This window comes from Comamonas sp. B21-038 (genome assembly GCF_022387135.1).
Classification (GTDB): Bacteria; Pseudomonadota; Gammaproteobacteria; order Burkholderiales; family Burkholderiaceae_C; genus Comamonas; species Comamonas sediminis.
In genome coordinates this window covers 1325346-1351774 of sequence record NZ_CP092462.1, presented here as the reverse complement: position 1 = coordinate 1351774, position 26429 = coordinate 1325346, and the positions used below count along the sequence as shown (strand labels likewise).

The window sequence follows — 26429 nt, the reverse complement described above, 5'->3', positions numbered from 1 at the left end:
ATCTATAATTTTTATAAGAAAATCAAAAACCCTAGCCGCTCTCTGTCCCGCTTGATACATATAGTTGATAATTCAAGCGGGATGTTCGTACAGCAACCTGTCTATAATCTTCATTCAGATCACCGATCGTATTCCGACCAAGAATAGATCACGCATGGTCTCCGGCTTCGCGGTCTCCCGCTTATTGCACCGGCTCTGCATTCCCCCTACCTCTAACAGTTACTCCGTTCTGGAGTCCATCCATGCACTTAAATGAGCTCAAGGCACTGCACGTGTCTGAAGTCCTCAAGCTGGCAGAAGAGCTTGAAATTGAAAATACTGGCCGCATGCGCAAACAGGAGTTGATGTTTGCGATCATCAAGAAGCGGGCCAAAGCCGGTGAACAGGTTTTTGCCGATGGCGTTCTGGAAATCCTCCCTGATGGATTTGGCTTTCTGCGAAGCCTCGATACCAGCTTCACCGCCAGCACCGACGACATCTACATCTCCCCCAGCCAGGTGCGCCGCTTCAATCTGCACACCGGCGACATGATTGAAGGCGAAGTGCGCACCCCCAAGGATGGCGAGCGCTACTTTGCCCTGACCAAGCTCGACAAGGTCAATGGTCTGCCCCCTGAGCAGAACAAGCACAAGATGATGTTCGAGAACCTGACCCCGCTGTTCCCCAAGGAACAGCTGCGTCTGGAGCGTGACATCAAGGCCGAGGAAAACATCACCGGCCGCCTGATCGACATCATTGCGCCTGTGGGCCGTGGCCAGCGCGCACTGATCGTCGCGCCCCCCAAGAGCGGCAAGACCATGATGATGCAAAGCATTGCACACGCCATCACCGCCAACTACCCCGATGTGCACATGATGGTGCTGCTCATTGACGAGCGCCCTGAAGAAGTGACGGAAATGCAGCGCTCGGTCAAGGGCGAGATCATTGCATCGACCTTTGACGAACCCGCCGCCCGCCACGTGCACGTGGCCGAGATGGTCATCGAGCGCGCCAAGCGCCTGGTGGAAATGGGCCAGGACGTCGTCATCATGCTCGACTCCATCACCCGCCTGGCCCGCGCCTACAACAACGTCGTGCCCTCGTCGGGCAAGGTGCTCTCCGGTGGTGTGGACGCCAATGCACTGCAGCGCCCCAAGCGCTTCTTTGGCGCGGCCCGCAATGTCGAAGAAGGTGGCTCGCTCACCATCATCGCCACCGCCCTGGTCGACACCGGCAGCCGCATGGACGAAGTGATCTTTGAAGAATTCAAGGGCACCGGCAACAGCGAACTGCACCTGAGCCGCCGCCTGTACGAAAAGCGCGTCTTCCCCGCCATCGAGCTCAACAAGAGCGGCACCCGACGCGAAGAGATGCTGCTGGCCCCCGAGATCCTGCAAAAGACCCGCATCCTGCGCCAGTTCATGTACAACATGGACGAGATCGAGTCGATGGAGCTGATGATCAAGAACATGAAGCAGACCAAGAGCAATGTCGAGTTCTTCGACATGATGCGCCGAGGCGGCTAACCCCCTTCAGCGCCCTCGCGCCTGCCAACCCTCCGCCCACACGGAGGGTTTTTTCATGGCGCAGCGCTCAGGACCCCGGCCACGCCGTCCACGCCACCGCCCAAGGCCTGCTGCAAAGCCAGATGGCTTTGCAGCAGCGCCAGGCGTGCCGACCCATGGGCCAATTCACTGCTGCGCAGGCGCTCCTGGGCATCGAGCCATTCACGCAGCGGCGCCTGCCCGGCCCGGTAGCGCATGGCGTAGAGGCGCTCTATCTGCTGGCTCTCTTCAAGCGCCAGGCGCAACCAGTCCAATTGCTGCATCTGCTGCGCGCGCGCCGACAGCGCCTTGTCGACTTCGGCCAGCGCACCATAGAGGGTCTTGCCAAAATTCAGTACCGCCTCCTCATGGCGCGTGCGGGCGATGTCGGCAGCCAGGCCAAGCTCCCGTGCGTTGAGGAAGGGCAAGCTCAGGTTGGCGCCCAAGCTGGCCACAGGGTTGGCCAGCACCTGCAACAGTGCCTGGCTGGATGTGCCCAGCGACCCCGTCAACGACAGCGTCGGATACAGGCGCGCTGCAGCGGCATCGCTGGACGCCAGTGCGGCCCGCAGCCGCAGCTCGGCCGCGCGCAGGTCCGGCCGGCGGCCCAGCAGTTCGGCTGGCAGCCCTGCACTGACAGGCGGCAGGGCGTTGGCCGGCAAGCGCGGTGGCTCCGCCTCAAGACCGGGCGGCGCGCCGTTGAAGAGCACCATCAGTGTCTGGCGCAGCTCTGCCCTGCTCTGCACCAACTGGCTGAGCGCCACCTGCTGCTGCGCCACCGCCTGCTCCGCCTCGCGCAAGGCCAGACGAGAATCTGCGCCACTGCGGTAACGCAAAGCCACCAAGGCCTGTATCCGCTGGGCATAGGCCAGGCTGTGCTGCGCATGGCCGATGCGTTCGTTCGCCCATCCGATCTGCCAGTAAAGATTGGCCACCGAGCCGACCATGGACAGGGCCACCGCATCCAGATCCTCACAGCTGGCCTGCGCCTCCCATGCAGCAGCATCGCGCTGCGCGCCAAGACGGTCAAAAAGATCGAGCTCCCAGCTCAGCCCCAGCTGGGCATTGGCGTTTGTCGTGAGGCCCCGGGCATCACCCGACAAAGGCTGCGTGGCAGTGCCAGCCAGCGATAGTGACGGCGTCGGCACAAGCGCACGCGCTGCCAGCTGCGCCTCCAGCACAGCCCGCCGCACGCGAATCGCGGCTGCAGCCAAGTCGCTGTTGCGCGCCAGCGCGAGATCGATCCAGGCATCGAGCTGAGGGTCAGCGAATGCGCGCCACCAGCTCGGCTCCTGCGGAACGGCCGCCTCTTGTTCGGCATGCACAAACTGCGCGGGCAAGGCCACTGCTGGCGGCACATAGGGCGTGCGGACAGGCGCTGCACAGCCTGCCAGCGCACTGCCTGCCAACACGGTGATCCATAACGTAGTACGCCGCATAGGTCAGTCCCTTGCCAGTGCCTGGACAGGATCGAGCCGCGCTGCCGCACGCGCGGGCAAAAAGCCGAAGCCGATGCCGATCAGCGACGCACTGGCCACTGCCCCCGCGATGGAGGTGGCGCTGAACGACAGCTGCCACGGCGCATGCAGCAAGCTGACCAGCGCACCCACACCCAGCGCCAGCCCGATGCCCAGCAGACCGCCCACCAGGCATACGAGCACGGCCTCGATCAGAAACTGCTGCAGGATGTCCGACTGGCGGGCACCGATGGCCATGCGCACGCCGATCTCGCGTGTGCGCTCCGTCACCGACACCAGCATGATGTTCATCACCCCCACGCCGCCGACCAGCAGCGCAATCGCCGCGATGGATGAAATCAGCAAGGTCAGCACCCGGCCGGTGCGGCTCACCGCTTCGCGGATCTGGTCGGCGTTGAAAATAGAGAAATCCTGGCTGCCATGGCGCGCGGTCAGCAAGGCCGTCACTGCCTGCTGGGCCGCCTCGAGGGGCACCGTATCGGCAATGCGCAGCCGGATGCTGTCAAGGTGGTGCTTTCCGCCCAGGCGTGCGTACACGGCGGTGTAGGGCACCAGAAAGTTCGGCGTGGGGCCTGCGAAGCTGTGGGTCTCCGGTGCCAGTACGCCAATGACCTCGGCCGGCATGCGGCCCAGCAGCACAGTCTCCCCCAACGGCGACGGCTGATGCGGAAACAGCGCACGCGCAGCCCGCTGGTCGATGACCGTGACCTGCGCATTGCGCTCGACCTCACTCTCGTTGAAGAAACGTCCGGCGGCCAGCCGAAGCCCTAGCACGCGCCAGTGGTCCGCGCCCACGCCGTTGATCTGGGCCGACGCGGCACGCTCTCTGTAAAGGGCAGTGACTGGCACCGACAGGCTGGGAGAGGCACTGTCCACATAGGTTTGTGCAGCCAGCGCCTGCACATCGCCAGCGACCAAGGTGTTCACTGATCCGGCGTTGGGGTCGCCAAAATCCCGGCCGGGGTAGATCTCCAAGGTGCTGGTGCCCAGGCTATCGATTTGGGCCAGCACCTGGTCCTGCGCGCCGCGCCCCAGCGCCACGACAAAGACCACCGCCGCAATACCGATGATGATGCCCAGCATCGTCAGAAAGCTGCGCAGGCGATGGGCAGCCAGCGCACGCATCGCCATATGCATTGCCTCAAACAGGCGATGACTCCAGGCTGGCAGCGCTGAGTTGCCACGTTGGGCAGCGATAGCCTTGGCCTGCTGCTTTGGCTGCGCCTGGCGCAGTTGCCGGTCGGCTAACACTTCACCGTCACTGAGCTCGATGATGCGCTCGGCGTGGGCGGCCACGCCCATGTCATGGGTCACCAGAATCACGGTGTGGCCGTCGGCATGGAGCTCCTGCAGAATACGCATGACCTCCTGGCCGCTGGCCTTGTCCAACGCACCGGTGGGCTCGTCCGCCAAAATCACGGTGCCGCCGTTCATCAGCGCCCGGGCAATCGACACACGCTGCTGCTGGCCACCTGAGAGCTGCGCTGGCCGATGCTGCATGCAGTCTGCCAGACCCAGGCGCTCGAGCAGCGCCTGGGCCCGCGCCTGGCGGTCCGCCGTGGCCAGGCCCGCATAGACCGCTGGCAGTACGACATTGCCCTGGGCCGATAGATCGGCCAGCAGGTGGTAGCGCTGAAAGATGAAGCCAAAGCTCTCGCGGCGCAGCGCTGCCAGCGCATCGGGCGCCAGTGCCGATACATCGCGCCCGGCAATGCAGTAACTGCCACTCGTGGCACGGTCCAGACAGCCCAGGATATTCATCAGGCTCGACTTGCCCGAACCCGAGGCGCCGACGATGGCCACCATCTCTCCAGCATCAATGCGCAGGTTGATGTCCTTGAGCACCGCCACCGCGCCATCGCCGGCCGGGAACTCGCGCCGCAGGCAGCGCATTTCCAGAAGTGCAGTGCGCATCTCAGAACCCCAGCAGCCCGCCGGCCGGCCCCTCACTGGGCAAGGCCTCGCCCAGCACCACCTCTTCGCCTGGCGCCAGGCCCTCCAGCACCTGCGTCTGCGAATGGGTCTGCAAGCCGATGCGGACCTGCCGGCTGGCCACACCGCCTGCCGCATCGCGCACCCGCACGCTGTACAAACCCTCCGCATCTCGTGCCCCCAATGCGGCATTGGGCACCTGCAGCGCCTGTAGCGCCTCCTCCACCAGAATGCTCACCTGTACCGTCATCGACGGTCGCAATTGCCCATCCGGGTTGGCCACATCGAACAGCGCGTTGTAGTAAACCGCCCGTGTCGCGGCACCCTCGTTGCCGCCGGGGCTGGCGCCTGCACCCACATCGTTGACGATGGATTCCGGCGCGGGCTCGACCCGTTCAACCGTCGCCTGGTGGGCCACTCCGGGCTGGCCCAGGGTGGTAAATGTCACCGCCTGGCCGGGCGCAATCTTGTGCACGTCGGCCTCCGATATTTCCGCCCTCACGGTCATCACATCGAGCTTGGCCAGCATCACGATATTGGGCGTGGTCTGGAAGGCGTTGAGGGTCTGGCCCTGCTTGGTGACCACCGCCACCACCATGCCGTCCATCGGCGCAACGATGCGCGTGTAGCCCAGGTTGATGCGTGCCGTCTCCACCTGCAAGCGTGCCTGCTCGATCTGCGCGCCGAGCGAACGCACCTCCGCCTGGGCAGTCACCAACGCGGCCTTGGCAGCCTCGTAGGTGGCCTGGGCGGTCGCCTCGCCTTGCAGCAGCATTTGCTCGCGCTGGTAACCCAGTTGCGCCTGCAGCCTGGCAGCCTCGCGGGCCGCCAACTGCGCCTGCAGCGATGCCAGCGCCGCCCGGGCATTGCTCAGCGCCACCTGCTGGGGCTGTGCATCGACCTCGGCAATCAAGTCGCCGGTCTTGACCTGCTGGCCCAGCGCCACATGCAAATGCTGCACCTGGCCGGAAACCTGCGCACCGACGGCCACCAGCTCCTTCGCACGCAGACGGCCCACGGCCAACACGGTCTGGCGCAGGTCTGTGGTGGTCACCATTGCCGTAGCGTACAACGGCGCAGTCGCCGACCTGGCCGACAACCAGAAGCAGCCCGCCACCAGCACACCTGCGGCAACCAGCGCTGCCACTAACACCCCTTTGCGTTTGGACACCCTGCTCCCTCCCTGCCTAGGTCCCCCGCTAGCGCAGCCATCGCCGCGCAAGCAGGAGTCTTGAAACAAAGCCTGCAGTCTGGTAGCAAATATTGGGATTAGTTTGTAATTTCTATGGACATTCGATGACCAGATCAAAACACCTACTTATAAAACGATAAGCGCAAGTTACTGGTCGCAAATCTGCACTGACCCGCTGTGCCCCACCCAGTGGCCGCCAGACCCTGTTATCGGCGTCCGGCCAAAGGGGCCCTCAGAATCTGCGGGAGATGCGGCTAGTCGGCGGCTACGGTACGCGCAGTCCGTTGTCCGCTGGATCCTTTCCTCGACGCCCGGTGCCCCGCCGATGGCTGCCTGCGTTGTGCCCTTTTGGGCCGGCTGGGTGCTGCGCCGCCACCACCTGCCCCGCCCGGGCGACAGAGCCCGCCAAAGCGCGATCGCCGGTTCTGAACAGATTCGTGTGCCCGGCTGCTGTTCTTTCCAGTGGCGCCGGGCAGCCATCGTGTGGGGCGCCAGCAGGCCTCAAGCCCTGTCAATCCGAGCGCTGCAATACTTCAGCCTCAGGCCGGCCACCCATCAGCCGACTGAAACCAGAGGTTTTGCAGCAGACAAAGCCACCATATGCAATAATGGAGGGCTTTTATTGCGGAAAGTACGCCCAGTTTACTGGGATGCAGAGGTTGCATCCGGCTTGGCACGGCTCCCGCACTTGACCTAAGGAAGAATCATGAAAGAAGGCATTCACCCAGACTACCGCGAAGTGTTGTTCGTGGACCTGTCCAACGGCTTCAAGTTTGTGACCCGCTCCTGCGTGAACACCAAGGAAACCGAAACCTTCGAAGGCAAGGAATACCCGCTGTTCAAGCTGGATACCTCGTCTGAGTCGCACCCTTTCTACACCGGCACCCAAAAGTCGGTGGACAACATGGGCGGCCGTGTGGAGCGTTTCCGCAACCGTTTCGGCAAGAAGTAATTTGCAGGCTCCAAAGGGTGCGGCTGCAAAGCCCAGCGCCCTTTTGTCTTGCAAAGCAAAAGGCAGTGCGAAAACGTGCTGCCTTTTTTTATTTGCCCCGTTGATTGACCCGCAGGCGATGCGCGGTTCTCCTACATTTCTGGCGCAGGGCCTGATAAGCTGCTGAGCCTTGCCACCTCTGGTACCCCGGTGTGAATTTTCCGACCCCTGCCATCGTCTCCCAAGCTGCTGTCCGTCCGCTGCCGCGTGCACTCCTGCTGCTGCTGTGCCTGGCCTATGTGGTGCCCGGCTTTGTGGCCCGCGCGCCCTGGAAGACCTTGGACATCACCAGCTATGGCTACGCGCTGGCCTTGGCGGAGGGGCGGACACCGTGGCTGGCACCAGAGATTCTGGGCTTGAGCCCGGACACCGAGGGCCTGATTCCCTACTGGCTGGGCGCCTGGGCGATCCAGGCTTTTGGCGACGTCATGTCGCCCGAGCTGGCCAGCCGCCTGCCGTTTGCCGCGCTGCTCTGGCTGGCGCTGATGGCCACCTGGTATGCGGTGTACTACCTGGCGCGCAGCCCGGGCGCTGGCCCGGTGGCCTTTGCCTTTGGTGGCGAAGCCAACGAGATTGACTATGCGCGCGCCATGGCCGATGGCGGCCTGCTCGCACTGATTGCCTGCCTGGGTCTGGCACAGCCTTCGCATGAAGCCAGCAGCTATGTGGTGCAACTGTCGGGCGTCTGTTTCGTGTTCTACGCCGCCGCTTGCATTCCGATCCGCTTTGCCACGCCGCTGTGCGTCGGTGCGATAGGCCTGGTGATGCTGGCGCTGAGTGGCGCGCCCACCTACGCGGTCTGTCTGGGTCTGGGTGTGGCCCTGATTCTGGCCTTGACCCCGGTGGATGCCAAGCTGCGCGCGCGCAGCCTGCAGGCTGCGGGCGTGTTCGCCATCCTGGGCGTGGCTGCGTTGCTGCTCGCGGTCTATCTGCACCAGTGGCAGTGGCGCATTCTGCCGGCCGAGAACTTCCGCCAGCTGCGCCCGCTGTTCGAACTGGTGGTCTGGTATGTCTGGCCGGCCTGGCCACTGGCGCTGTGGTCCCTGTGGATCTGGCGCCGCCAGGTGGCTGACTGGCGCTTTGTGCACCGCCATCTGTGGCTGCCGATCCTGCTGGGCGCCCTGGCGCTGGTCAATACCGTCATCACCACGCCATCGGACCGCGCGCTGCTGCTGGGCCTGCCCGCGTTTGCCGCGCTGGCCGCCTTTGCGCTGCCTACCTTCCGCCGCGCAATGGCAGCGCTGATCGACTGGTTCACCCTGCTCTTTTTCAGCGCAGCGGCCATCACTATCTGGGTGATCTGGTTGGCGGTCTACACCGGTACGCCGGCCAAGCCAGCGGCCAACGTGGCGCGCATTGCCCCCGATTTCGTCGCCCAGTTCTCGCTGCCCCAGTTTGTCATGGCCGTGCTGGCCACGCTGGCCTGGTGCGCGCTGGCCTTTTGGCGTGCCCGCCGCAACCGGCCCGAGATCTGGCGCAGCCTGGTGCTGCCGGCCGGCGGCACCGTGCTCAGCTGGATCTTGCTGATGAGCATCTGGATGCCGATGCTGGACTATGGCCGCAGCTACACCGCCCAGGTGCAGGCCTTGGCCAAGGTGCTGCCGCCGCCCGCATCGGCGGGCTGTGTGGCCGCCTGGGGCCTGAGCCGTTCGCAGATTGTGGCCCTGCAGGCCCAGGGCGGCTGGCAGCTCAAGACCTTGACCGACCCGGCCAGCGCATCCTGCAACTGGCTGGCGATGCCGCTGGAGTCACAGCGCACCCCGAGCAACGAGGTGCTGGGCCCTGAGTGGCAGCGCCTGGCTGCGGTGGCCCGTCCGACCGACAAGAACGCGGAGATCGTCATCTACCGTCGTCAAGCGAATTGACGGTGTCTATGCGGGAGAGATTGACGCGCCTGCTGGCAGGCCGCGATATGCGGGTGCTGGCCAAGCATGCGGGGACGGTGTTTGTCGGCCAGATTGCCGTGATGGGCTTTGGCGTCGTCGACACCATCGTCGCCGGCCGCCATGCCGAAGCCTCGCTGGCGGCGCTGTCGGTGGGCTCGGCCATCTTTGTGACGGTCTACGTCTCGCTGATGGGCCTGCTGCAGGCGCTGATGCCGATCTGGTCGGAGATGCACGGCGCGCGCCGCCATGCCGAGATTGGCGCCTCGCTGCGCCAGTCGCTCTACATCTGCCTGGCCGCCACCTTGCTGGGTTGGGCCGTGCTGTTCAACCCCGCACCGATCCTGCGCTGGACCGAGGTGCCGCAAGAGCTGCAATCGCTGGTCCGGAGCTACCTGGCCATCATCGGCTGGAGCCTGCCGGCAGCGCTGCTGTTCCGCATCTTCAGCACGCTGAGCCAGTCGCTGGGCAAGCCCAAGATGGTCACCTGGCTGCAGGCCATGTCCTTGCTCGTCAAGCTGCCGCTGTCCGTCTGGTTCACCTTTGGTGGCCTGGGCCTGGCGCCAATGGGCGTGCTGGGCTGCGCCTGGGCCACCTTTGTGGTCAATTTTCTGCTCTGCGCGCTGGGCTGGTGGTTGCTGCGCAGCCAGTCCGTCTATGCACCGGCCGATATCTGGCGCCGCCTGGAGCGGCCGCACTGGCCCACCTTGGCGCAGTTTGCGCAATTGGGGGTGCCGGCCAGCCTGTCGATCCTGGTCGAGATCACCTCGTTCACCCTGATGGCGCTCTACGTGGCGCGCATGGGCACGGCCTCATCGGCCGCGCACCAGATTGCCGCCAATGTCACCGCGCTGATGTACATGGTGCCGCTGTCGCTGGCCATTGCGACCAGCGCGCGCGCCAGCTACTGGCGCGGCGCCGGCGATGAGGCGCGGGCGCGCCAGGTGGTGTTTCTGGGCCTGTTCAGCGCCATGGGCTTGGCGGCTACGCTGGCATTGCTGGTCTGGCTGACCAAGGGCTGGATCGTGCCGATCTACACCGCAACGCCAGAGGTGGCCGCCATTGCGCTGGGCCTGCTGGGCTGGGTCAGCCTCTACCACCTGGCCGATGCCAGCCAGACGGTGTCGATCTTTGTGCTGCGCAGCTACCGCATCACCGTCACCCCTTTGCTGGTGTACTGCAGCCTGCTCTGGGGTGTGGGCCTGTGGGGCGGCTTTCAGCTCGCCTACCACGGCATCGCCGGCCACGCAGCGATGGGTTCGCCGATCGCCTTCTGGATGTGCGCTGCCAGTGCGCTGATGCTGGCTGCGGCCTGCTTCCTGGTCCTGCTGCACCGGGTGACCGCTCGCGCGGTGCGCCAGGGCCGTTAAACCAGCTCTTCTGCGAGCTGCTTGCGCACGCGCGACGGCGGAAACACTACGCTGAATTCCGAACCCTTGCCGATCGTGCTGCGGATCTGCAGCTGCGCGCCATGGCGCTGCAGCACATGCTTGACAATCGCCAGGCCCAGGCCGGTACCCCCGGTGTCGCGCGAGCGGCTGCGGTCCAGGCGGTAGAAACGCTCGGTCAGGCGCGGGATATGCTCGGGCGCGATGCCAGGGCCGGTGTCGGTGACGCTGACCCGGCCCGAGCCATCGGGCTGGCGGCTGAACTGCACCCGGATCTCGCCACCCGCCGGCGTGTAGCGCACGGCATTGTTGACCAGGTTGGACAGCGCGCTTTGCAGCTCGTTGCCCGCGCCTGCCAACTCATAGTCGCCCGCCTCCGCGTTCGCATCTGGAAAGAACAGTTGCAAAGGCTTGTCGCCCTCTTTGGCAATCATGCGTGCCAGACCATGGGCGTCTTCCTCACAGCGCTTGAGCAGGCTGCCGACGCTGACCCATTCGTTGAGGCTGGGGGGCGGATTGCCTTCCAGGCGTGACAGGGTCAGCAGATCGACCACAAGCCCCTGCATGCGGTGGGCCTGGTTGGACATCAAGCCCAGATACTGGGTGCGCTCTTCGGCGCTCAGCGGCAGGGTCTGCAGGGTCTCGATGAAGCCGGTCAGCACGGTCAGCGGCGTGCGTATTTCATGGGAGACATTGGCCACGAAGTCACGCCGCATCGCATCGGCCAGCTCCAGGGAGGTGACATCGCGCGACAGCAGCAGCTTGCGGTTGCCGCCGTAGGGAAACATCTGCACCGAAATGCGCATCGGGCTGGCAGCACGCACGACCGGGCTGACCATCACCACATCCTTGCTGAAATTGTTGGCGTTGAAATAGCCGATGAATTCCGGCGCGCGCACCAGGTTGGTAATCACCTGCATGTGGTCACGCTCCAGGTTGAAGCCAAAGTGGTCGCATGCAGTCTGGTTGCACCATTCGATATGGCTGTGCTCATCGAGCAGCACCACGCCGTTGGGTGACGCCTGGATGGCCGTCAGCACCTGGTGCAGCCGGTCATCGGCCTGCGCCTCGTTCTTCTGCAGCTGGCGCACCAGCCGGCGCGCCCGGTCGGCCGCCTCGCCCCACTGGCCCAGCAACTGGGGCGCCGCATCGACATCCCCATGCCGCAGCCAGCCCACCACCTTGCTGGCCCGCCACATATCGATCAGGAACCAGCACCATGCGCCAATGATGGCCAGCAACAACGCGCCGGGCAGCTGGCCCAGCCACCACCCCAGCGCTGCGCCCAGGGCCTGAAACACCAAAAAACTGACAATGCGAAACAGCATGCAAGCCTAACGCTCAAAAACAAAAAAAGCTGCGACCAGCGCAGCCTACGAAACCCCAGGTGCCCGGATGCGGCAGTATCTCCGCATCCCCGGCACGGTGCAAGGCTATGCGCGCTGCAGCGCCTGGGGCTGGCCGGTGATACGGTAGCCGGCACCGCGCACGGTCTCCACCATCACATTGGCAGCCCCCAGGGCCTCACGCAGCCGCTTGACGTGGACGTCCACGGTGCGCTCCTCGATGAACACATGGTCGCCCCAGACCTTGTCCAGCAACTGCGAACGCGAGTGGACACGCTCGGCATGCTTCATCAGAAAGTGCAGCAGCTTGAACTCGGTGGGACCGAGCTTCAGCAGCTCACCCTGGAAGGTCACGCGGTGCGTGGCCGCATCCAGCACCAACTCGCCAATCGTCACACTGTCGTTGACCTGCTCGGGAATGCGCCGGCGCAGCACCGCACGGATGCGGGCCAACAACTCCTGCGTGGAGAACGGCTTGGTGATGTAGTCATCGGCACCGGCATCGAGACCGGCGATCTTGTCGGGCTCATCGCCGCGCGCTGTCAGCATGATGATCGGAATGCCCTTGACACGCGCATCGGCACGCCATTTGCGCGCCAGCGACAGGCCGCTTTGGCCCGGCAGCATCCAGTCCAGCAAGATCACATCGGGCAGCACCGCGTCCAGTTCGCGCTGTGCAGCATCACCATCCTCTGCCCAGATGGGCAGGCAGCCGTTGTGCCGCAGGTTCACCGCGATCAGCTCGGCAATCGCGGGCTCGTCTTCGACAATGAGTACGCGTGGCAGTTTTTTCATAACTCAGGCTTTACAAAACACTCGATTCAATTTCGTCCATCGTGGTGTGGCGCACATCAATGCCCTTGACCAGGTAGATGATGAGCTCGGCCACATTCTTGGAGTGGTCACCGATGCGCTCGATGGCCTTGGCCAGGAACAGGAGGTCCAGGCTCGGGGAGATCTTGCGCGGATCTTCCATCATGTAGGTGATTAGCTTGCGCACAAAGCCATCGAACTCGGCATCGATCAGGTCGTCCTCCTTGAGGATCGATACGGCCGCTGCCGTGTCCAGGCGGGCAAAGGCGTCCAAGGTCTTGCGCAGCAGGCCCGAAGCCAGCTCGGCGGCCACGCGCAGGTCCGACGTCGGCAGCGAGCGGGCCGCACCGCTGTCGATGATGGAGCCGACCATGCGCGCCATCTTGTGGGCTTCGTCGCCCATGCGCTCGAGGTTGGCCGTGGCCTTGGAAAACGCGATCAGCAGGCGCAGGTCGCGGGCCGTGGGCTGGCGGCGCGCAATGATCGTCGACAGCTCGTAGTCGATGTCCACTTCCAGCTGGTTGACGCGCTTTTCCTGCTCTTCCACCCGTGCGACGGCCTCGGTGCTGAACTGCGACAGCGCATAGATGGCCTGCTGGATCTGGGATTCGACCAGACCGCCCAGTTCCATCACGCGTGAGGAGATGCTGTTGAGCTCGCTGTCGAACTGCGATGAGAGGTGCTTTTCTGTCATATCAGGCCCTTTTCGTTGTTGGGGTTGGCATCGCCGCGCCGGCTCAGCCGAAGCGACCGGTGATGTAGTCTTCGGTCTCCTTGCGCTGAGGCTTGAAGAACATCTGTTCGGTCGCACCGAACTCCATCAGGCTGCCCAGGTACATGTAGGCCGTGAAGTCGCTGCAACGCGCGGCTTGCTGCATGTTGTGGGTCACGATCACCACGGTGTAGTCGTCCTTGAGCTCGGCAATCAGCTCCTCGACCTTCGCGGTCGAGATCGGATCGAGCGCCGAGCAGGGCTCGTCAAGCAGCAGCACCTCGGGCTTGATCGCAATGCCGCGGGCAATGCACAGACGCTGCTGCTGGCCACCGGACAGGCCCGATCCGCTTTGACCCAGCTTGTCCTTGACCTCAGTCCACAGTGCGGCCTTGCGCAGCGCCCACTCCACGCGCTCTTCCATGTCGCTCTTGCCCAGGTCTTCGAACAGCTTCACGCCAAAGGCGATGTTGTCGTAGATGGACATCGGGAACGGCGTGGGCTTTTGGAAGACCATGCCGACCTTGGCGCGGATCAGCGCCACGTCCTGCTTGCTGGTCAGCAGGTTCTCGCCATCCAGCACGATCTGGCCTTCGGCGCGCTGCTCGGGGTAGAGCTCGAACATGCGGTTGAAGGTGCGCAGCAAGGTCGACTTGCCGCAGCCCGATGGGCCGATGAAGGCCGTCACCTTGTTTTCCGGGATTTCCAGGTTGATGTTCTTGAGCGCGTGGAATTTGCCGTAGTAGAAGTTCAGGTCCCGCACCGAGATCTTGGAGTTCAGTGCACTGGCATTTGCCGCATTGGTTTTCGTCAACATAGGGTTCACCTGTGAATGCTTATTTTTGGCGCGCCATGCTGCGCGCAAGAATGTTCAGACCCAGCACGGCCAGCGTGATCAGGAAGACGCCTGCCCAGGCCAGTTGCTGCCAGTTTTCATAAGGGCTCATCGCAAACTTGAAGATGGTGACCGGCAGGCTCGCCATCGGCTTGGACAGGTCGGTGTTCCAGAACTGGTTGTTCAGGGCGGTGAACAGCAGCGGAGCGGTTTCACCGGCGATGCGGGCCACGGCCAGCAGCACACCGGTGATCACCCCTGCGCGGGCTGCACGCAGGGTCACCATGCTGATGACCTTCCACTTCGGCGTACCGAGCGCGTAGGCGGCTTCGCGCAAGCTCGATGGCACGAGGATCAGCATGTTCTCGGTGGTGCGAATGACCACCGGAATCACGATCAGCGCCAGCGCCACCACGCCGGCATAACCGGAGAAGCTCTTGAAGCGGATGACGATCATCGTGTAGACAAACAGACCGATCACGATGGACGGCGCCGACAGCAGAATGTCGTTGACAAAGCGCGTCACCGACGCGAGCCAGCCGGTCTTGTTGTACTCGGCCAGGTAGATACCGGCCATCACGCCGATCGGCGTGCCGACGAAGGTGGCCAAGGTCACCATCACCAGCGAGCCCCAGATGGCGTTGGCGATACCGCCGATTTCATTGGGGGCAGGCGTCATCTGGGTGAGCAGTGCCACACTCAGCCCGCCCACGCCCAGGCGCAGGGTTTCCCACAAAATCCAGACCAGCCAGAACACACCGAACGCCATGGCTGCCAGCGACAGCGCGATGGCGATCTTGTTGACGCGGTTGCGCACGCGGTACTTGGCGGCGCGCTGGGCGGCCAGGTCCGAGGCCTGGATCAAGCTTTCTCCGGTGGTCATGCGCGGGCTCCTTCGTTCTTTTGCAGGCGGCTCAGCAGCAGTTTGGAGCATGCCAGCACGATGAATGTAATGAAGAACAGCGCCAGGCCCAGGTAGATCAGCGATGCCTGGTGCAGGCCTTCACCGGCCTCGGCGAACTCGTTGGCCAGGGCCGAGGTGATGCTGTTGGCCGCTTCGAAGACCGACAGCGAGTTGAGCTGGTTCATGTTGCCGATCACGAACGTGACGGCCATGGTCTCGCCCAGCGCGCGGCCCAGGCCCAGCATCACGCCACCGAACACACCGGTCTTGGTGTAGGGCAGCACGACCTTCCACATCACTTCCCAGGTGGTCGAGCCCAGGCCATAGGCCGACTCCTTGAGCAGCGCAGGGGTGACCTCGAACACATCGCGCATCACCGATGCAATGAAGGGGATGACCATGATGGCCAGGATGACACCGGCCGAGAAAATACCGATACCGACCGGCGGGCCGGAGAAAAAGGCTTCCAGATAAGGAACGCCTTGAAACAGGTTTTGCAGCGGCTGCTGCACATAGGTGGCCAGCAAGGGGCCAAATACCATCAGGCCCCACATGCCGTAGACGATCGATGGCACGGCAGCGAGCAGTTCAATGGCGGTACCCAGCGGGCGCTTGAGCCAGACGGGCGACAGCTCGGTCAGGAACAGCGCAATGCCAAAGCTGACAGGCACTGCAATCAGCAGCGCGATAAACGAGGTGGCCAAGGTGCCGTAGATCATCACCAGACCGCCATAGCGGTTCTGGACAGGATCCCATTCACTGCTGAAGAAAAATCCGATGCCGTATTCGCGGATGGCTGGCCAGGCGCCAACGATCAGCGAGACCATGATGGCCAGCAGCAGACCCAGGGTCAGCACCGCTGCACCGCGTGCCAGGAACGCAAAAAAGCCGTCAGCGACGGAGTTGGAAAGCCATGGCTTGCGCGATGGAGGTTGGCTCGATTGCATCTGCGCTTTGCCGGCGGCAACCGTTTTGTTTTGAACAGGAAAGGATGTCGACACTTGTGATTCCATTCAGTGTGGGAAAGGGCCGCTACTCGAGCGGCCCCTCCTATTTTCGACTTACTTCGCGAACACAGCCTTGCCGCTGGCGTCCTTGATCTCGCCCCAGGACTTGTAGATGATGTCCTTGACGCTGGCAGGCATTGGCACGTAGTCCAGGCCGTCCGCCGTGCCGTCACCGGAGGTATAGGCCCACTCGAAGAACTTCAGCGAAGTGGTGCCCTGGGCTGGCTTTTCCTGCAGCTTGCGCATCAGGATGAAGGTCGCCGAGGTGATGGGCCATGCATCCTTGCCAGGCTGGTTGTTCAAAATCTGGTAGAAGCTCTTGTTCCAGTCCGCACCGGCAGCAGCGGCCTTGAAGTTGGCGCTCTCCGGGCTGACAAAGTGGCCGTCGGCGTTTTGCAGCTGGGCGAACACCATCTTGTTTTGCTTGACGTAGGCGTACTCGACATAGCCGATGGAGTTGGGCAGGCGGCCCACATACGCGGCCACGCCTTCGTTGCCCTTGCCACCGGCACCGGTAGGCCAGTTCACGGCAGCGCCCTCACCCACTTTTTCCTTCCACTCGGTGTTGACCTTGGACAGGTAGTTGGTGAAGCCAAAGGTCGTGCCCGAGCCGTCAGCACGGCGCACGGGAGCGATGGTGGCGTCTGGCAGAGCCACGCCTGGGTTCAGCGCGGTGATCGCTGGGTCATTCCACTTGGTGATCTTGCCCAGGTAGATGTCGCCCAGCACCTGACCGTTGAGCTTGAGCTGACCGGGCGCAATGCCCTTGATGTTGACCACGGGCACAATGCCGCCGATCACGGTGGGGAACTGCACCAGACCCTTTTGTGCCAGCTCTTCGTCCTTCAAAGGCATGTCGGAGGCACCAAAGTCCACCGTCTTGGCATCGATCTGCTTGATGCCTGCGCTCGAACCCACCGATTGGTAGTTGATCTTGACGCCCGTCGCCTTGTTGTAGTCAGCGGCCCACTTGGAATACAGGGGCGCTGGGAAGCTTGCGCCGGCACCGGTAGCCTCCTGGGCGTGAACCTGGGCAAATGCACCGGCGGCAACCAGACCGGCAACCAGCACTCGAATCGCGGACACTTTCATGAAAACTCCTGTTGGTGATGAAACGCAATGGAGTGAACTGTAAAAAAGGTATGTGACATTGATATGACATTTTTCGTCATCTTTGCCTCGTACGGAGGTCGATGTCACACAACAACGCCGCACAGGATTGTCATATTAGAGTCACGCGAAAGACTTACTTTTAAGTTTTGTCAGCATGCCGCTGTACAACGCAGGTACAGGAGCCGAGGGATCCCGTACACAGCCATCGCCTAGCGGGATGGACGCGGATCGGGATGAGAGGCAAGCCGCCTTTTGCAGTCCATCGTGAACTATGGGCAAGAAAGACAATGCAGCGAATCGCCCGAGGCCTCGTTCGGACCATGGCAGCCCTTGCAGACGGTCCCCTGGTGCTATGCTGCCTGCCTGGACTGCAGAACCGATAGATGACGACACTTATGCTTGATGGCACCTTGCTTGCCGCCGTGGATCTGGGATCCAATAGTTTCCGCCTCGAAGTGGGCCGCTATGCAGCGGGCCATATTGAACGCGTGCAATATTTCAAGGAAATGGTACGCCAGGGCGCCGGGCTGGATGAGCAAGGCATGTTGACCGCCGAGGCAATGCAGCGCGGCTGGGACTGCCTGGCGCGCTTTGCCGAGCGGCTGGCCGGCTTTCCCGCCGCACATGTGCGCGCCGTAGCCACGCAGACCTTGCGCGAGGCGCGCAACAGCGACGTCTTCATCCAGCGTGCCAACCAGATTCTGGGTTACCCGATCAGCATCATCTCCGGGCCCGAGGAAGCGCGCCTGATCTACCAGGGCGCGGCCCATTCCCTGCCCCCGTCCGACGAGCGGCGTCTGGTCGTCGACATTGGTGGCCGCTCCACCGAGCTGATTCTGGGCCAGCGCTATACCTCGCAGCGTGTCGCCTCGTTTCCGGTCGGCAGCGTTGCCTGGTCGCTGCGCTATTTTCCGCAAGGCGAGTTCAGCAAATCAGCGCTGAAGACCGCGCAGATTGCGGCCCAGGCCGTCATGGAAGAAGCAGCCCACCATTTTGTGCCCGGCAGTTGGGACAGCGCCTATGGCACCTCGGGCACCGCCAACGCCATTGCCGATGTGCTTGCACTGTACGGCGGCCACCCCGATGTGGTGACGCGCGAGCAGTTGCACTGGCTGTGCGAGCAATTGTTGGCAGCGGGCAACGCCAGCCAGCTGCGGCTGGAAGGCCTCAAGGAAGAGCGCCGTGCAGTCATTGGCGGCGGCGTGACCGTGCTTTGCGCAGTGTTTGACCTGCTGCAGATCCAGGAGCTGCGCATTGCCAGCGGCGCGCTGCGCCAGGGCCTGCTGCGCGACATGGTGCAGCACGAGGAGTTCAGCGATATCCGCCACCGCACGATTGCCGCGCTCAAGGAACGCTACCAGGTGGACCGCACGCAGGCAGGCCGCGTGCAGCGCACTGCGGCAGCCTTGTACGAACAGGCGCGCCGCTACGCCGGTGCGACCGAGCCGGCAGAGCTGCAATCGCCGATGCTGGACTGGGCCAGCCAGCTCCATGAGATCGGTTGCCTGATCTCCCATACCGACTACCACCACCACGGCGCCTATGTGCTGGGCCACAGCGATGTGCCCGGCTTTACGCAGACCGAGCTGTCCCATCTGGCAGCGCTGGTGCTGGCCCAACATGGCAAGCTGCGCAAGGTCGAGGCCTTTCTGCAAGACCGCGATTTTGCGTTGGAGCTGCTGTGCCTGCGCCTGGCCACCCTGCTGTGCCATGCGCGCCGCGACCCGGCGCTCGACCAGGTTTGTCTGCGCGACAAGACCGAAAAATGGTCGCTCAAGGTGGCCGCAGGCTGGGCCGAGCAGTTCCCCCAATCGGCCTATCTGCTGGAAGAGGAAGTGCTGGCCTGGCAGAAGACGCCGTACGCCTTCCAGTTCAAGCAGGCGCTGGGCATCGCCGCCAAATAAATGCGCTGTACACCCAGGCCGGCAACGGCCCGGGTGTTTTTTGCCGCTCAAGCGCCCAGGTCGACAGGCGCTACGGCGCCTTTGCCGGAGAACACCCCGGTCAGGTTGCCGATGAACTGCTCCAGGCTCGCCTGCGTGGCCTCGGGTGACCAGCCGGCCACATGGGGCGTGATGAGGATATTGGGCAGATCGACCAGCGGCTCAGGGCGGTGCGGCTCGCTTTCGTACACATCGATGCCGGCGCCTGCGATGGTGCCGTCCTTCAAGGCGGCAGCCAGTGCCAGCGTGTCGACCACCGAGCCGCGCGCAATATTGATCAGGTAACCGTTGGGGCCCAGCGCCTGCAGAATCTGGGCATTGACCAGATGCTTGGTGCCGGGGCCGCCCGGAGTGGCGCAGACCAGGATATCCGCCCAGCTGGCCAGCGCATGGAGCGAGTCGAAATAGCGGTGGGCCACGCCCGCCTTGGGCTGGCGGTTGTGGTAGCCCACCGGCATGTCAAAACCTTCGGCCCGCCTGGCGATCTTCAGACCAATATGGCCCAGACCCAGAATCCCCAGCTTCTTGCCCGACACGCTGGGCGGATGGGCCAGGCTGTAGCGGTCCACACCGGCACGGGCTTGCTGGTCCAATGTGCGGAAATTGCGCACCGATGCCAGGATCAGACCAAAGCTGTGGTCGGCCACACTGGTGTCATTGGTGCCCGCCCCGGTCGCCAGCACAATGCCGCGTGCGCGCAATGCGTCCAGCGCCAACCCCTCATAGCCTGCACCCAAGGTGCAGGCCAGGCGGAGCTGCGGCATCTGGGCGATCTCTTCGGCCGTGAGCCCAATCGAGCCAATGGTCAGCACCGCCTGTGCCTGGCTGCCGTGCGAAGCCACCGCGCTGGCACGCAGTTCGGGCGTTGGCGCATACACCACCTGGGCATGCGCACGGATCTGCTCGAGCAGTGGCTCAGCCATGGGATTGAATACCAGCAAGGTAATCGGCGATTGTGGGGATTGCGAGAGAGAGCTCACCATAAGTCCTTTGGATAGCAAAAAACACTGCCTGTACCACCAGCAGTGTTTTGATTATGAGGACTTTCCACTAGGCTTATTTACATCGCGTCAGTAGGCCTACGTTGCCACCGTGGTATGGCCCCACAACGTGAACCGTCACTTGCACCAGGCGTCCGGTGCTACAGGCTTGGGAGCGCCCGCAAGCGGCTACCGCCATCAACCCAGGAAGTGCTTGCGGTAGCGTGGAGGCAGGCGGTCCAGCTGCATCAGCATCGGCAGATCGGCGGTGTTGAAGTCCGGATCCCAGGCAGGGGCGCCAATCACCTCGGTGCCCACCCGCAGGTAGCCTTTGATCAACGCTGGCGGCTCGACATCCACCCGGTCGTTGAGCTGCTCCAGCGGCAGCGGCAGGTGCGGCACCACACGGTACTCGCTCGAAATCTGGCCCTTGGCCAGCAGCTGGCGCCAGATGCTGGCGGCGGCGTCACCGCTGACAATGCCGTTGTGCCACATCGGAATGCTGGCGCAGCCCATCATCACATCGAGCTTGTTGCGCAGCATGAAGCTGGCCAGCGCACCCCACAGCGCCATGATCACGCCGCCCTGGCGGTAGTCCGGATGCACGCAGCTGCGGCCCAGCTCGACCATGCGCGTGCGCAATGCATCAATGGCGCTGAGGTCAAACTCGCCGTCTGAATAGGTGCGGCCGGCCCGCAGCGCCTGGGCGGGCGTCAGCAGGCGGTAGGTGCCGATCACCTGCCTGCTCTGGCATTGGCGCACCAGCAGGTGTTCGCAGTAGTCGTCAAAGGCGTCTACATCATGGCCTTCCAGGCTGGTTTGCAACTGCGCCCCCATCTCGCCGGCAAAGATCTGGTGGCGCAGGCGCTGGGCTTCGCGCACCTCGTCGAGGTGGCAGGCCCAGGAAACCTCGATCTCCAGTGGCTGGGGCGCTGCTGCGGGCGCCGGCATGGGCGCCTGCTGCGGGGGCGCCGGGGTCGTGACAAGGGCGGTCTCGGATGCGCTGAAAAAGCTGTGTTTGTTGTGCATGGCAGAGCTCCTGTAGCGCCCTGCCACCCGGCGATGCTGACCGGCCTCCTTGCGGGGCCTGTGCTTACGGGCTGATACAGAGCGACTTCAGTGTCATATCCACACATGACAGCAAGATGTTCAGCGCATTACACATTTATTAAAAATGTCACAACTGCACACCACTGGGCCCTTCGCCCAACGGGGCTCAGGACTGCCGCGCCACTTCTGCCAGCTGCTCGGCGCAGCGGCTGGCCCGGGCCGCATCAAAAGCCTCCACCATCACCCGCAGCAGCGGCTCGGTGCCACTGGGGCGGATCAGCACCCGGCCCTGACCGGCAAAATCGGCGGTGATGCTGCGTTCCAGCTCGGCCAGCTGGGTGTTGCCGCGCCAGTCCTGCCCCGGCTGCAAGCGCACATTGAGCAGCACCTGGGGGCACAGGCTCACACCGTCGAGCTGCTCGGCCACGCTCTGGTTGCGGCTCACACAGGCCTGCAGCACCTGCAATGCACTGACAAGGCCGTCGCCGGTGGTGTGCTTGTCCAGCGCCAGCAGGTGGCCCGAACTCTCACCGCCCAGCACCCAGTTGCGGCGCTGCAGCTCTTCGAGCACATAGCGGTCACCCACCTTGGCACGCACCAGCTCCACGCCTTGCTTTTGCAACGCTGCCTCGACCGCCAGGTTGGTCATCAAGGTGCCTACTACGCCTGGTACCTTCTTGCCACGGCGCAGACGGTCCATCGCCATCAGATACAGCAGCTCGTCGCCGTTGTACAGCCGCCCCTTGGCATCGACCAGTTGCAACCGGTCGGCATCGCCATCCAGTGCCACCCCCAGATCGGCGCCATTGGAGCGCACCGAGCGCACCAGTGCATCGGGGTGGGTTGCCCCGACATCGTGGTTGATGTTGAGGCCATCGGGATGGCAGCCGATGGTGATGACCTCCGCCCCCAGCTCGTGGAACACCTTGGGGGCAATGTGGTAGGCGGCGCCGTGCGCGGCATCGACGACGATCTTCAGCCCGCGCAAGGTCAGGCGGTGGTCAAAGGTGCTCTTGCAGAACTCGATGTAGCGGCCAGGCGCATCGTCCAGACGGCGGGCCTTGCCCAGCGCTGCCGAAGGCACCCAGTCAAAACCCTCCATCAGCGCAGCTTCCACCGACTCTTCCCAGCTGTCGGGCAGCTTGGCACCTTCGGCGCTGAAGAACTTGATGCCGTTGTCGTCAAAGGGGTTGTGGCTGGCGCTGATGACGACACCCAAGCTGGCGCGCTGGGCGCGTGTCAGGTAGGCCACGCCGGGGGTCGGTAAAGGCCCCAGCAGCACCACATCGACGCCGGCCGAATTGAGACCCGACTCCAGCGCGCTTTCGAGCATATAGCCCGAGATGCGGGTGTCCTTGCCAATCAGCACGGTGGGCCGCTCTTGCTCGCGGCGCAGCACCCGGCCCACCGCATGGCCCAGGCGCAATACAAAATCAGGGGTGATCGGCGGCTTGCCTACCGTACCACGGATGCCATCGGTTCCAAAATACTGTCGTGCCATAGTGTTCTTTGTTGTGGAGGGCGAGGGAGAAAGTCAAACGGTGCCATCGGCGGTGCATGGCGCTTAGCAGTGTAGCGGCTGGCCCACTGTGTCATCTGCAAACCGGGTCAGCCCTGTGCATCGAGCGCATGCGGTGCGCGCATGGCCTGCAGCACGGCCAGCGCATCGCAGGTCTCGCGCACGTCATGGACGCGCACAATGGCGGCGCCATGCTCCACGGACAACAGCGCGGCCGCAATGCTGGCGGGCATGCGCTCGCCCACCACACGCCCCGTCACCTTGCCCAGCGACCCCTTGCGCGACCAGCCTGCCAGCAGCGGGTAGCCCGCCGCAGCCAGGCGCGGCTGCTGCTGCAGCAACGCAAAGTTCTGGCCCGGGCTTTTGCCAAATCCGGTGCCGGCATCCCAGACGATGCGCTCGGCCTGCACGCCCAGTGCCTCCAGGCTGCGGGTATGGCTTTGCAAAAAGTCCAGCACCTCGGCTGTCACATCACCCTCCTGCGCCATGTGCTGCTGGTGCATGGTCTGGGGGTTGGCATGCATGTGCATCAGGCAGACGCCGCACTGCGCATGGCGGGCCACCACGGCCTGCGCGCCTGGCTGGCGCAGCGCCCAGATGTCGTTGATGATGTCGGCGCCCAGGTCCAGCACCGCCTGCATCACCTCGGGCTTGTAGGTATCGACGGAGACCGGCACCTGCAGGGCCACGGCCGCCTTCACCACCGGCAGCACCCGGCGCAACTCTTCCTCCAGCGGCACCGCAGGGCTGCCAGGGCGGGTCGATTCACCGCCGATATCCAGAATATGTGCGCCTTCGGCCAGCAGCTTTTCCGCATGGATCATTGCGGCAGAGACGCCCTCGTGGCTGCCGCCATCCGAGAACGAATCCGGCGTGACATTGACGATGCCCATCACCTGCGGCTGGGTCAGATCGATACGAAAGCGGGTGGTTTGCCAGTGGCGCATCAGAAGGTCCTTGTGTCAATAAAAAAAGCGCTCGGTGAGAGCGCTTTTCGGTGCTGTCTATCGCGATCAGACGGCGTTGTGTGCAGGCTCGGTCACCACCGTGGGGCTGCCGCCTGCGCCGCCGTCATTGCTGCTCGACGGAGGGTTGCGTGGCGTCCAATCCTTCGGAGGACGGGGCGCCTTGCCGGCCATGATGTCGTCCAGCTGCTCGGCGTCGATGGTTTCCCACTCCAGCATGGCCTTGGCCATCGCATGCATCTTGTCGCTGTGCTCTTCGATCAGTTTACGCGCCAGGCTGTACTGCTCGTCGATGATGCGGCGCACTTCGGCATCCACCTTCTGCATCGTCTCTTCGCTGATGTTGCTCGGCTTGCTCATCGAACGGCCCAGGAAAGGCTCGCCTTCCTGCTCCGCATAGACCATCGGGCCCAGCGCATCGGTCATGCCGTAGCGGGTGACCATGTCACGTGCCAGCTGGGTGGCCTTGTTGAAGTCATCCGATGCACCCGTGGTCATCTGGTTCATGAACACTTCTTCGGCAATCCGGCCGCCAAACAGCATGGCGATACGGCTCAGCGCCCATTCCTTGTCGTAACCGTAGCGGTCCTTCTCAGGCAGGGTGAACGTCACGCCCAGCGCACGGCCACGCGGCACGATGGTGACCTTGTGCACCGGATCGCACTTGGGCAGCAACTTGCCGATCAGCGCATGGCCGGCTTCGTGGTAGGCCGTGTTCTTCAGCTCTTCGGGGTCCATCACCGCAGACTTGCGCTCCGGGCCCATGAAAATCTTGTCCTTGGCCTTTTCGAAATCCTGCATCTCCACCGTGCGTGCATTGCGGCGGGCCGCCATCAGCGCAGCTTCGTTGCACAGGTTGGCCAGATCGGCACCGGACATGCCGGGCGTGCCACGGGCGATGATGTTGGGGTTCACATCCTGGCCCACGGGGATCTTGCGCATGTGCACGTTCAGGATCTGTTCGCGGCCACGCACATCAGGCAGGGTCACATAGACCTGGCGGTCGAAACGGCCGGGACGCAGCAAGGCGGCATCGAGGATGTCGGGACGGTTGGTGGCAGCCACCACGATCACGCCCATGTTGGTCTCGAAACCATCCATCTCGACCAGCATCTGGTTCAAGGTCTGCTCGCGCTCGTCATTGCCACCGCCCATGCCGGCGCCACGCTGGCGGCCGACGGCATCGATTTCATCGATGAAGATGATGCAAGGCGCATTCTTCTTCGCGTTCTCGAACATGTCACGCACACGGGCAGCACCGACTCCGACGAACATTTCCACGAAGTCGGAGCCGGAGATCGAGAAGAACGGCACCTTCGCTTCGCCGGCAATGGACTTGGCCAGCAAGGTCTTGCCGGTACCGGGAGGGCCGACCAGCAGCAGACCACGGGGAATGCGGCCGCCCAGCTTCTGGAACTTGTTGGGGTCCTTCAGGAAATCGACGACTTCCTTGACTTCTTCCTTGGCCTCGTCGCAACCGGCCACATCGGCAAAGGTGACGCTGTTGTTGTTTTCGTCGAGCATGCGCGCCTTGGACTTGCCAAAACTGAACGCCCCGCCCTTGCCACCGCCTTGCATCTGGCGCATGAAGTAGACCCAGACCCCGATCAGCAGCAGCATCGGGCCCCAGCTGATCAGCAGGCTCATCAGCAGCGAGCCCTCTTCGCGCTCCTTCACGTCGAACTTGACGTTGTTGTTGATCAGGTCGCCAACCAGGCCACGGTCCATGTAGGTCGCCGTGGTCTGGAGCTTGCGATCGTCACCGGTCGTCGCCGTGATCACCGTGCCGGCAGGGCTCTCCTGCAGGGTCGCGGTCTTGATGCGGCCATTGCGGACGTCTTGCAAAAACTCGGAATACGGGATCTTGTTCGCGCTGGCGCCTGCACGGTTGTCCAATTGCTTGAACACGGTGAACAGCACCATGGCAATGACAAGCCATACGGCGATCTTAGAAAACCACTGATTGTTCAAGGGGGCTCCAGTAGTAGGAAATCAGAAAAGACACAGAATCTGCTGTGTCAGATATGCACTATTTTAGGACTTTCAAGGGTAAATGCTTGCGCTATCCCCTTGGTGGCACGCAGGATTGCTCAGTAAGCCTATTGTCTCAGTGTTTAAGCAACCTCAAAACATCCCGTCTCGGGCGCTGCCGCTTCTGGCTCAACGCTGCGCCTCGGGTTTGAGACGGATGCCGATCAAATAGGTTTCCGAGGATTTGTCACGCGAGGCCTTGGGTTTGTAAGGTTTGACGACCTGGAAGGTCTGCTTGAACAAATCCACCAGTTGCGAGTAGCCACTGCCATGGAACAGCTTGACCACCAAGGTGCCCTCGGGCTTCATATGCTGGCAGGTAAAGTCCACGGCCAGCTCGATCAGGTGGGCGATACGGGCGGCGTCCACGTTTTCCACGCCCGACAGATTGGGCGCCATGTCCGAGATCACCACATCGACGCGGCGCTTGGCCAGCGTCGCCTCCAGCTGGTCCAGCACTTCCTGCTCGCGAAAATCGCCCAGGATGAAATCCACACCTTCGATGGGCTCCATCGGCAGCATGTCCAGCCCGATGATGGCGCCGTTGAGCTCACCCACGGCAGCGCCCTCGGGCGAGAGGCGGCGGCGCACGTACTGGCTCCAGGCGCCCGGCGTGGAGCCCAGATCGACCACCACATCACCCGGCCGGATCAGCTTGAAGTGCTCGTCGATTTCCTTGAGCTTGTAGACCGCACGGGCGCGGTAGCCGTCTTTTTGCGCTGCCCGCACATAGGGGTCATTGATGTGCTGATTGAGCCAAGTCTTGTTGACCTTCTTGGTTTTAGTACTAACTTTCATGTTTTCTCCCGGGAGCCCCGATAATA

At 63.3% G+C, this 26429-nt stretch carries 21 protein-coding genes; 5 read left to right on the top strand and 16 right to left on the bottom strand.

Annotation, left to right across the window (positions count from 1 at the left end; genetic code table 11):
* The first annotated feature begins 242 nt into the window (after positions 1-242).
* A complete protein-coding gene (gene rho, locus MJ205_RS05995) occupies positions 243-1505 on the top strand; it encodes a transcription termination factor Rho (RefSeq protein ID WP_239811627.1) in 1263 nt (420 codons plus the stop codon).
* Between the two features lie 53 nt (positions 1506-1558).
* On the opposite strand, the gene MJ205_RS05990 is transcribed toward rho, so the two are convergent.
* Genes MJ205_RS05990 through MJ205_RS05980 form a run of 3 tightly spaced genes read right to left on the bottom strand, consistent with a single transcriptional unit; the run spans position 1559 to position 5990 of the window.
* Positions 1559-2962: an efflux transporter outer membrane subunit gene (locus MJ205_RS05990; RefSeq protein WP_239811626.1), complete on the bottom strand. Its 1404-nt coding sequence runs from the start codon at positions 2960-2962 to the stop codon at positions 1559-1561.
* 3 nt (positions 2963-2965) lie between these two features.
* Positions 2966-4915, bottom strand: coding sequence for a MacB family efflux pump subunit (locus tag MJ205_RS05985; RefSeq protein ID WP_239811625.1), 1950 nt, complete (start codon positions 4913-4915; stop codon positions 2966-2968).
* Position 4916: 1 nt separating this feature from the next.
* Positions 4917-5990 (bottom strand): efflux RND transporter periplasmic adaptor subunit, encoded by a 1074-nt coding sequence (locus MJ205_RS05980; RefSeq protein ID WP_239811624.1) that lies wholly within the window; start codon positions 5988-5990, stop codon positions 4917-4919.
* An 841-nt stretch (positions 5991-6831) separates the two neighbouring features.
* Here MJ205_RS05980 and MJ205_RS05975 point away from each other — a divergent pair.
* The 3 genes from MJ205_RS05975 to MJ205_RS05965 all read left to right on the top strand — a co-directional run bounded on the left by MJ205_RS05975 (position 6832) and on the right by MJ205_RS05965 (position 10369).
* A complete protein-coding gene (locus MJ205_RS05975; RefSeq protein ID WP_021026595.1) occupies positions 6832-7077 on the top strand; it encodes a type B 50S ribosomal protein L31 in 246 nt (81 codons plus the stop codon).
* A gap of 191 nt (positions 7078-7268) precedes the next feature.
* A complete protein-coding gene (locus MJ205_RS05970; protein WP_239811623.1) occupies positions 7269-8981 on the top strand; it encodes a hypothetical protein in 1713 nt (570 codons plus the stop codon).
* A gap of 8 nt (positions 8982-8989) precedes the next feature.
* The gene (locus MJ205_RS05965) at positions 8990-10369 is read left to right on the top strand and encodes an MATE family efflux transporter (RefSeq protein WP_239811622.1); all 1380 of its coding nucleotides are present in this window, start codon (positions 8990-8992) and stop codon (positions 10367-10369) included.
* On the opposite strand, the gene phoR is transcribed toward MJ205_RS05965, so the two are convergent.
* The 7 genes from phoR to pstS form a co-directional block, all read right to left on the bottom strand.
* Positions 10366-11715, bottom strand: coding sequence for a phosphate regulon sensor histidine kinase PhoR (gene phoR / locus MJ205_RS05960; protein WP_239811621.1), 1350 nt, complete (start codon positions 11713-11715; stop codon positions 10366-10368). The two genes, MJ205_RS05965 and phoR, sit on opposite strands and share 4 nt — an antisense overlap.
* Before the next feature lie 105 nt (positions 11716-11820).
* Positions 11821-12528, bottom strand: a complete 708-nt coding sequence (phoB, locus tag MJ205_RS05955) for a phosphate regulon transcriptional regulator PhoB (RefSeq protein WP_021026591.1) — start codon at positions 12526-12528, stop codon at positions 11821-11823.
* Positions 12529-12538: 10 nt separating this feature from the next.
* Positions 12539-13240, bottom strand: coding sequence for a phosphate signaling complex protein PhoU (phoU, locus tag MJ205_RS05950; protein WP_239811620.1), 702 nt, complete (start codon positions 13238-13240; stop codon positions 12539-12541).
* A gap of 43 nt (positions 13241-13283) precedes the next feature.
* Positions 13284-14075 carry a phosphate ABC transporter ATP-binding protein PstB gene (gene pstB, locus MJ205_RS05945; RefSeq protein WP_239811619.1) on the bottom strand — a complete coding sequence of 264 codons (792 nt, stop codon included), beginning with the start codon at positions 14073-14075 and terminating at the stop codon, positions 13284-13286.
* 19 nt (positions 14076-14094) lie between these two features.
* Positions 14095-14976: a phosphate ABC transporter permease PstA gene (gene pstA / locus MJ205_RS05940; protein ID WP_239811618.1), complete on the bottom strand. Its 882-nt coding sequence runs from the start codon at positions 14974-14976 to the stop codon at positions 14095-14097.
* Complete coding sequence (pstC, locus tag MJ205_RS05935) at positions 14973-15944, bottom strand: phosphate ABC transporter permease PstC (RefSeq protein ID WP_239811617.1); 972 nt, start codon at positions 15942-15944, stop codon at positions 14973-14975. The genes pstA and pstC overlap by 4 nt, the downstream gene beginning before the upstream one ends.
* A gap of 114 nt (positions 15945-16058) precedes the next feature.
* A complete protein-coding gene (gene pstS / locus MJ205_RS05930) occupies positions 16059-17096 on the bottom strand; it encodes a phosphate ABC transporter substrate-binding protein PstS (protein WP_239811616.1) in 1038 nt (345 codons plus the stop codon).
* Positions 17097-17512: 416 nt separating this feature from the next.
* On the opposite strand from pstS, the gene MJ205_RS05925 reads away from it, so the two are divergent.
* Positions 17513-19021, top strand: a complete 1509-nt coding sequence (locus MJ205_RS05925) for a Ppx/GppA phosphatase family protein (RefSeq protein WP_239812675.1) — start codon at positions 17513-17515, stop codon at positions 19019-19021.
* 47 nt (positions 19022-19068) lie between these two features.
* Here the strand turns inward: MJ205_RS05925 and MJ205_RS05920 are convergent, their stop codons facing one another.
* The 6 genes from MJ205_RS05920 to MJ205_RS05895 all read right to left on the bottom strand — a co-directional run bounded on the left by MJ205_RS05920 (position 19069) and on the right by MJ205_RS05895 (position 26403).
* Entirely contained in the window at positions 19069-20043 is a 975-nt protein-coding gene (locus MJ205_RS05920) for a 2-hydroxyacid dehydrogenase (protein ID WP_256460966.1), read from the bottom strand.
* Positions 20044-20238: 195 nt separating this feature from the next.
* Positions 20239-20991 carry a GNAT family N-acetyltransferase gene (locus tag MJ205_RS05915; RefSeq protein WP_239812674.1) on the bottom strand — a complete coding sequence of 251 codons (753 nt, stop codon included), beginning with the start codon at positions 20989-20991 and terminating at the stop codon, positions 20239-20241.
* Positions 20992-21256: 265 nt separating this feature from the next.
* The gene (gene glmM / locus MJ205_RS05910; protein WP_239811614.1) at positions 21257-22591 is read right to left on the bottom strand and encodes a phosphoglucosamine mutase; all 1335 of its coding nucleotides are present in this window, start codon (positions 22589-22591) and stop codon (positions 21257-21259) included.
* Between the two features lie 107 nt (positions 22592-22698).
* Complete coding sequence (gene folP / locus MJ205_RS05905; RefSeq protein ID WP_446715061.1) at positions 22699-23556, bottom strand: dihydropteroate synthase; 858 nt, start codon at positions 23554-23556, stop codon at positions 22699-22701.
* Positions 23557-23622: 66 nt separating this feature from the next.
* On the bottom strand, positions 23623-25545 hold the full coding sequence (gene ftsH / locus MJ205_RS05900; RefSeq protein ID WP_239811613.1) for an ATP-dependent zinc metalloprotease FtsH: 1923 nt from the start codon (positions 25543-25545) through the stop codon (positions 23623-23625).
* A gap of 189 nt (positions 25546-25734) precedes the next feature.
* Positions 25735-26403, bottom strand: a complete 669-nt coding sequence (locus MJ205_RS05895) for an RlmE family RNA methyltransferase (RefSeq protein ID WP_239811612.1) — start codon at positions 26401-26403, stop codon at positions 25735-25737.
* Between the last annotated feature and the right edge of the window lie 26 nt (positions 26404-26429).

Excerpts from the sequence above, each read along its gene's own strand:
- rho (WP_239811627.1), top strand. The coding sequence starts at position 243 with ATGCACTTAAATGAGCTCAAGGCACTGCACGTGTCTGAAGTCCTCAAG.
- MJ205_RS05990 (WP_239811626.1), bottom strand. The coding sequence starts at position 2,962 with ATGCGGCGTACTACGTTATGGATCACCGTGTTGGCAGGCAGTGCGCTG.
- MJ205_RS05985 (WP_239811625.1), bottom strand. The coding sequence starts at position 4,915 with ATGCGCACTGCACTTCTGGAAATGCGCTGCCTGCGGCGCGAGTTCCCG.
- MJ205_RS05980 (WP_239811624.1), bottom strand. The coding sequence starts at position 5,990 with ATGGTGACCACCACAGACCTGCGCCAGACCGTGTTGGCCGTGGGCCGT.
- MJ205_RS05975 (WP_021026595.1), top strand. The coding sequence starts at position 6,832 with ATGAAAGAAGGCATTCACCCAGACTACCGCGAAGTGTTGTTCGTGGAC.
- MJ205_RS05965 (WP_239811622.1), top strand. The coding sequence starts at position 8,990 with ATGCGGGAGAGATTGACGCGCCTGCTGGCAGGCCGCGATATGCGGGTG.
- phoR (WP_239811621.1), bottom strand. The coding sequence starts at position 11,715 with ATGCTGTTTCGCATTGTCAGTTTTTTGGTGTTTCAGGCCCTGGGCGCA.
- phoB (WP_021026591.1), bottom strand. The coding sequence starts at position 12,528 with ATGAAAAAACTGCCACGCGTACTCATTGTCGAAGACGAGCCCGCGATT.
- phoU (WP_239811620.1), bottom strand. The coding sequence starts at position 13,240 with ATGACAGAAAAGCACCTCTCATCGCAGTTCGACAGCGAGCTCAACAGC.
- pstB (WP_239811619.1), bottom strand. The coding sequence starts at position 14,075 with ATGTTGACGAAAACCAATGCGGCAAATGCCAGTGCACTGAACTCCAAG.
- pstA (WP_239811618.1), bottom strand. The coding sequence starts at position 14,976 with ATGACCACCGGAGAAAGCTTGATCCAGGCCTCGGACCTGGCCGCCCAG.
- pstC (WP_239811617.1), bottom strand. The coding sequence starts at position 15,944 with ATGCAATCGAGCCAACCTCCATCGCGCAAGCCATGGCTTTCCAACTCC.
- pstS (WP_239811616.1), bottom strand. The coding sequence starts at position 17,096 with ATGAAAGTGTCCGCGATTCGAGTGCTGGTTGCCGGTCTGGTTGCCGCC.
- MJ205_RS05925 (WP_239812675.1), top strand. The coding sequence starts at position 17,513 with ATGCTTGATGGCACCTTGCTTGCCGCCGTGGATCTGGGATCCAATAGT.
- MJ205_RS05920 (WP_256460966.1), bottom strand. The coding sequence starts at position 20,043 with ATGGTGAGCTCTCTCTCGCAATCCCCACAATCGCCGATTACCTTGCTG.
- MJ205_RS05915 (WP_239812674.1), bottom strand. The coding sequence starts at position 20,991 with ATGCCGGCGCCCGCAGCAGCGCCCCAGCCACTGGAGATCGAGGTTTCC.
- glmM (WP_239811614.1), bottom strand. The coding sequence starts at position 22,591 with ATGGCACGACAGTATTTTGGAACCGATGGCATCCGTGGTACGGTAGGC.
- folP (WP_446715061.1), bottom strand. The coding sequence starts at position 23,556 with ATGCGCCACTGGCAAACCACCCGCTTTCGTATCGATCTGACCCAGCCG.
- MJ205_RS05895 (WP_239811612.1), bottom strand. The coding sequence starts at position 26,403 with ATGAAAGTTAGTACTAAAACCAAGAAGGTCAACAAGACTTGGCTCAAT.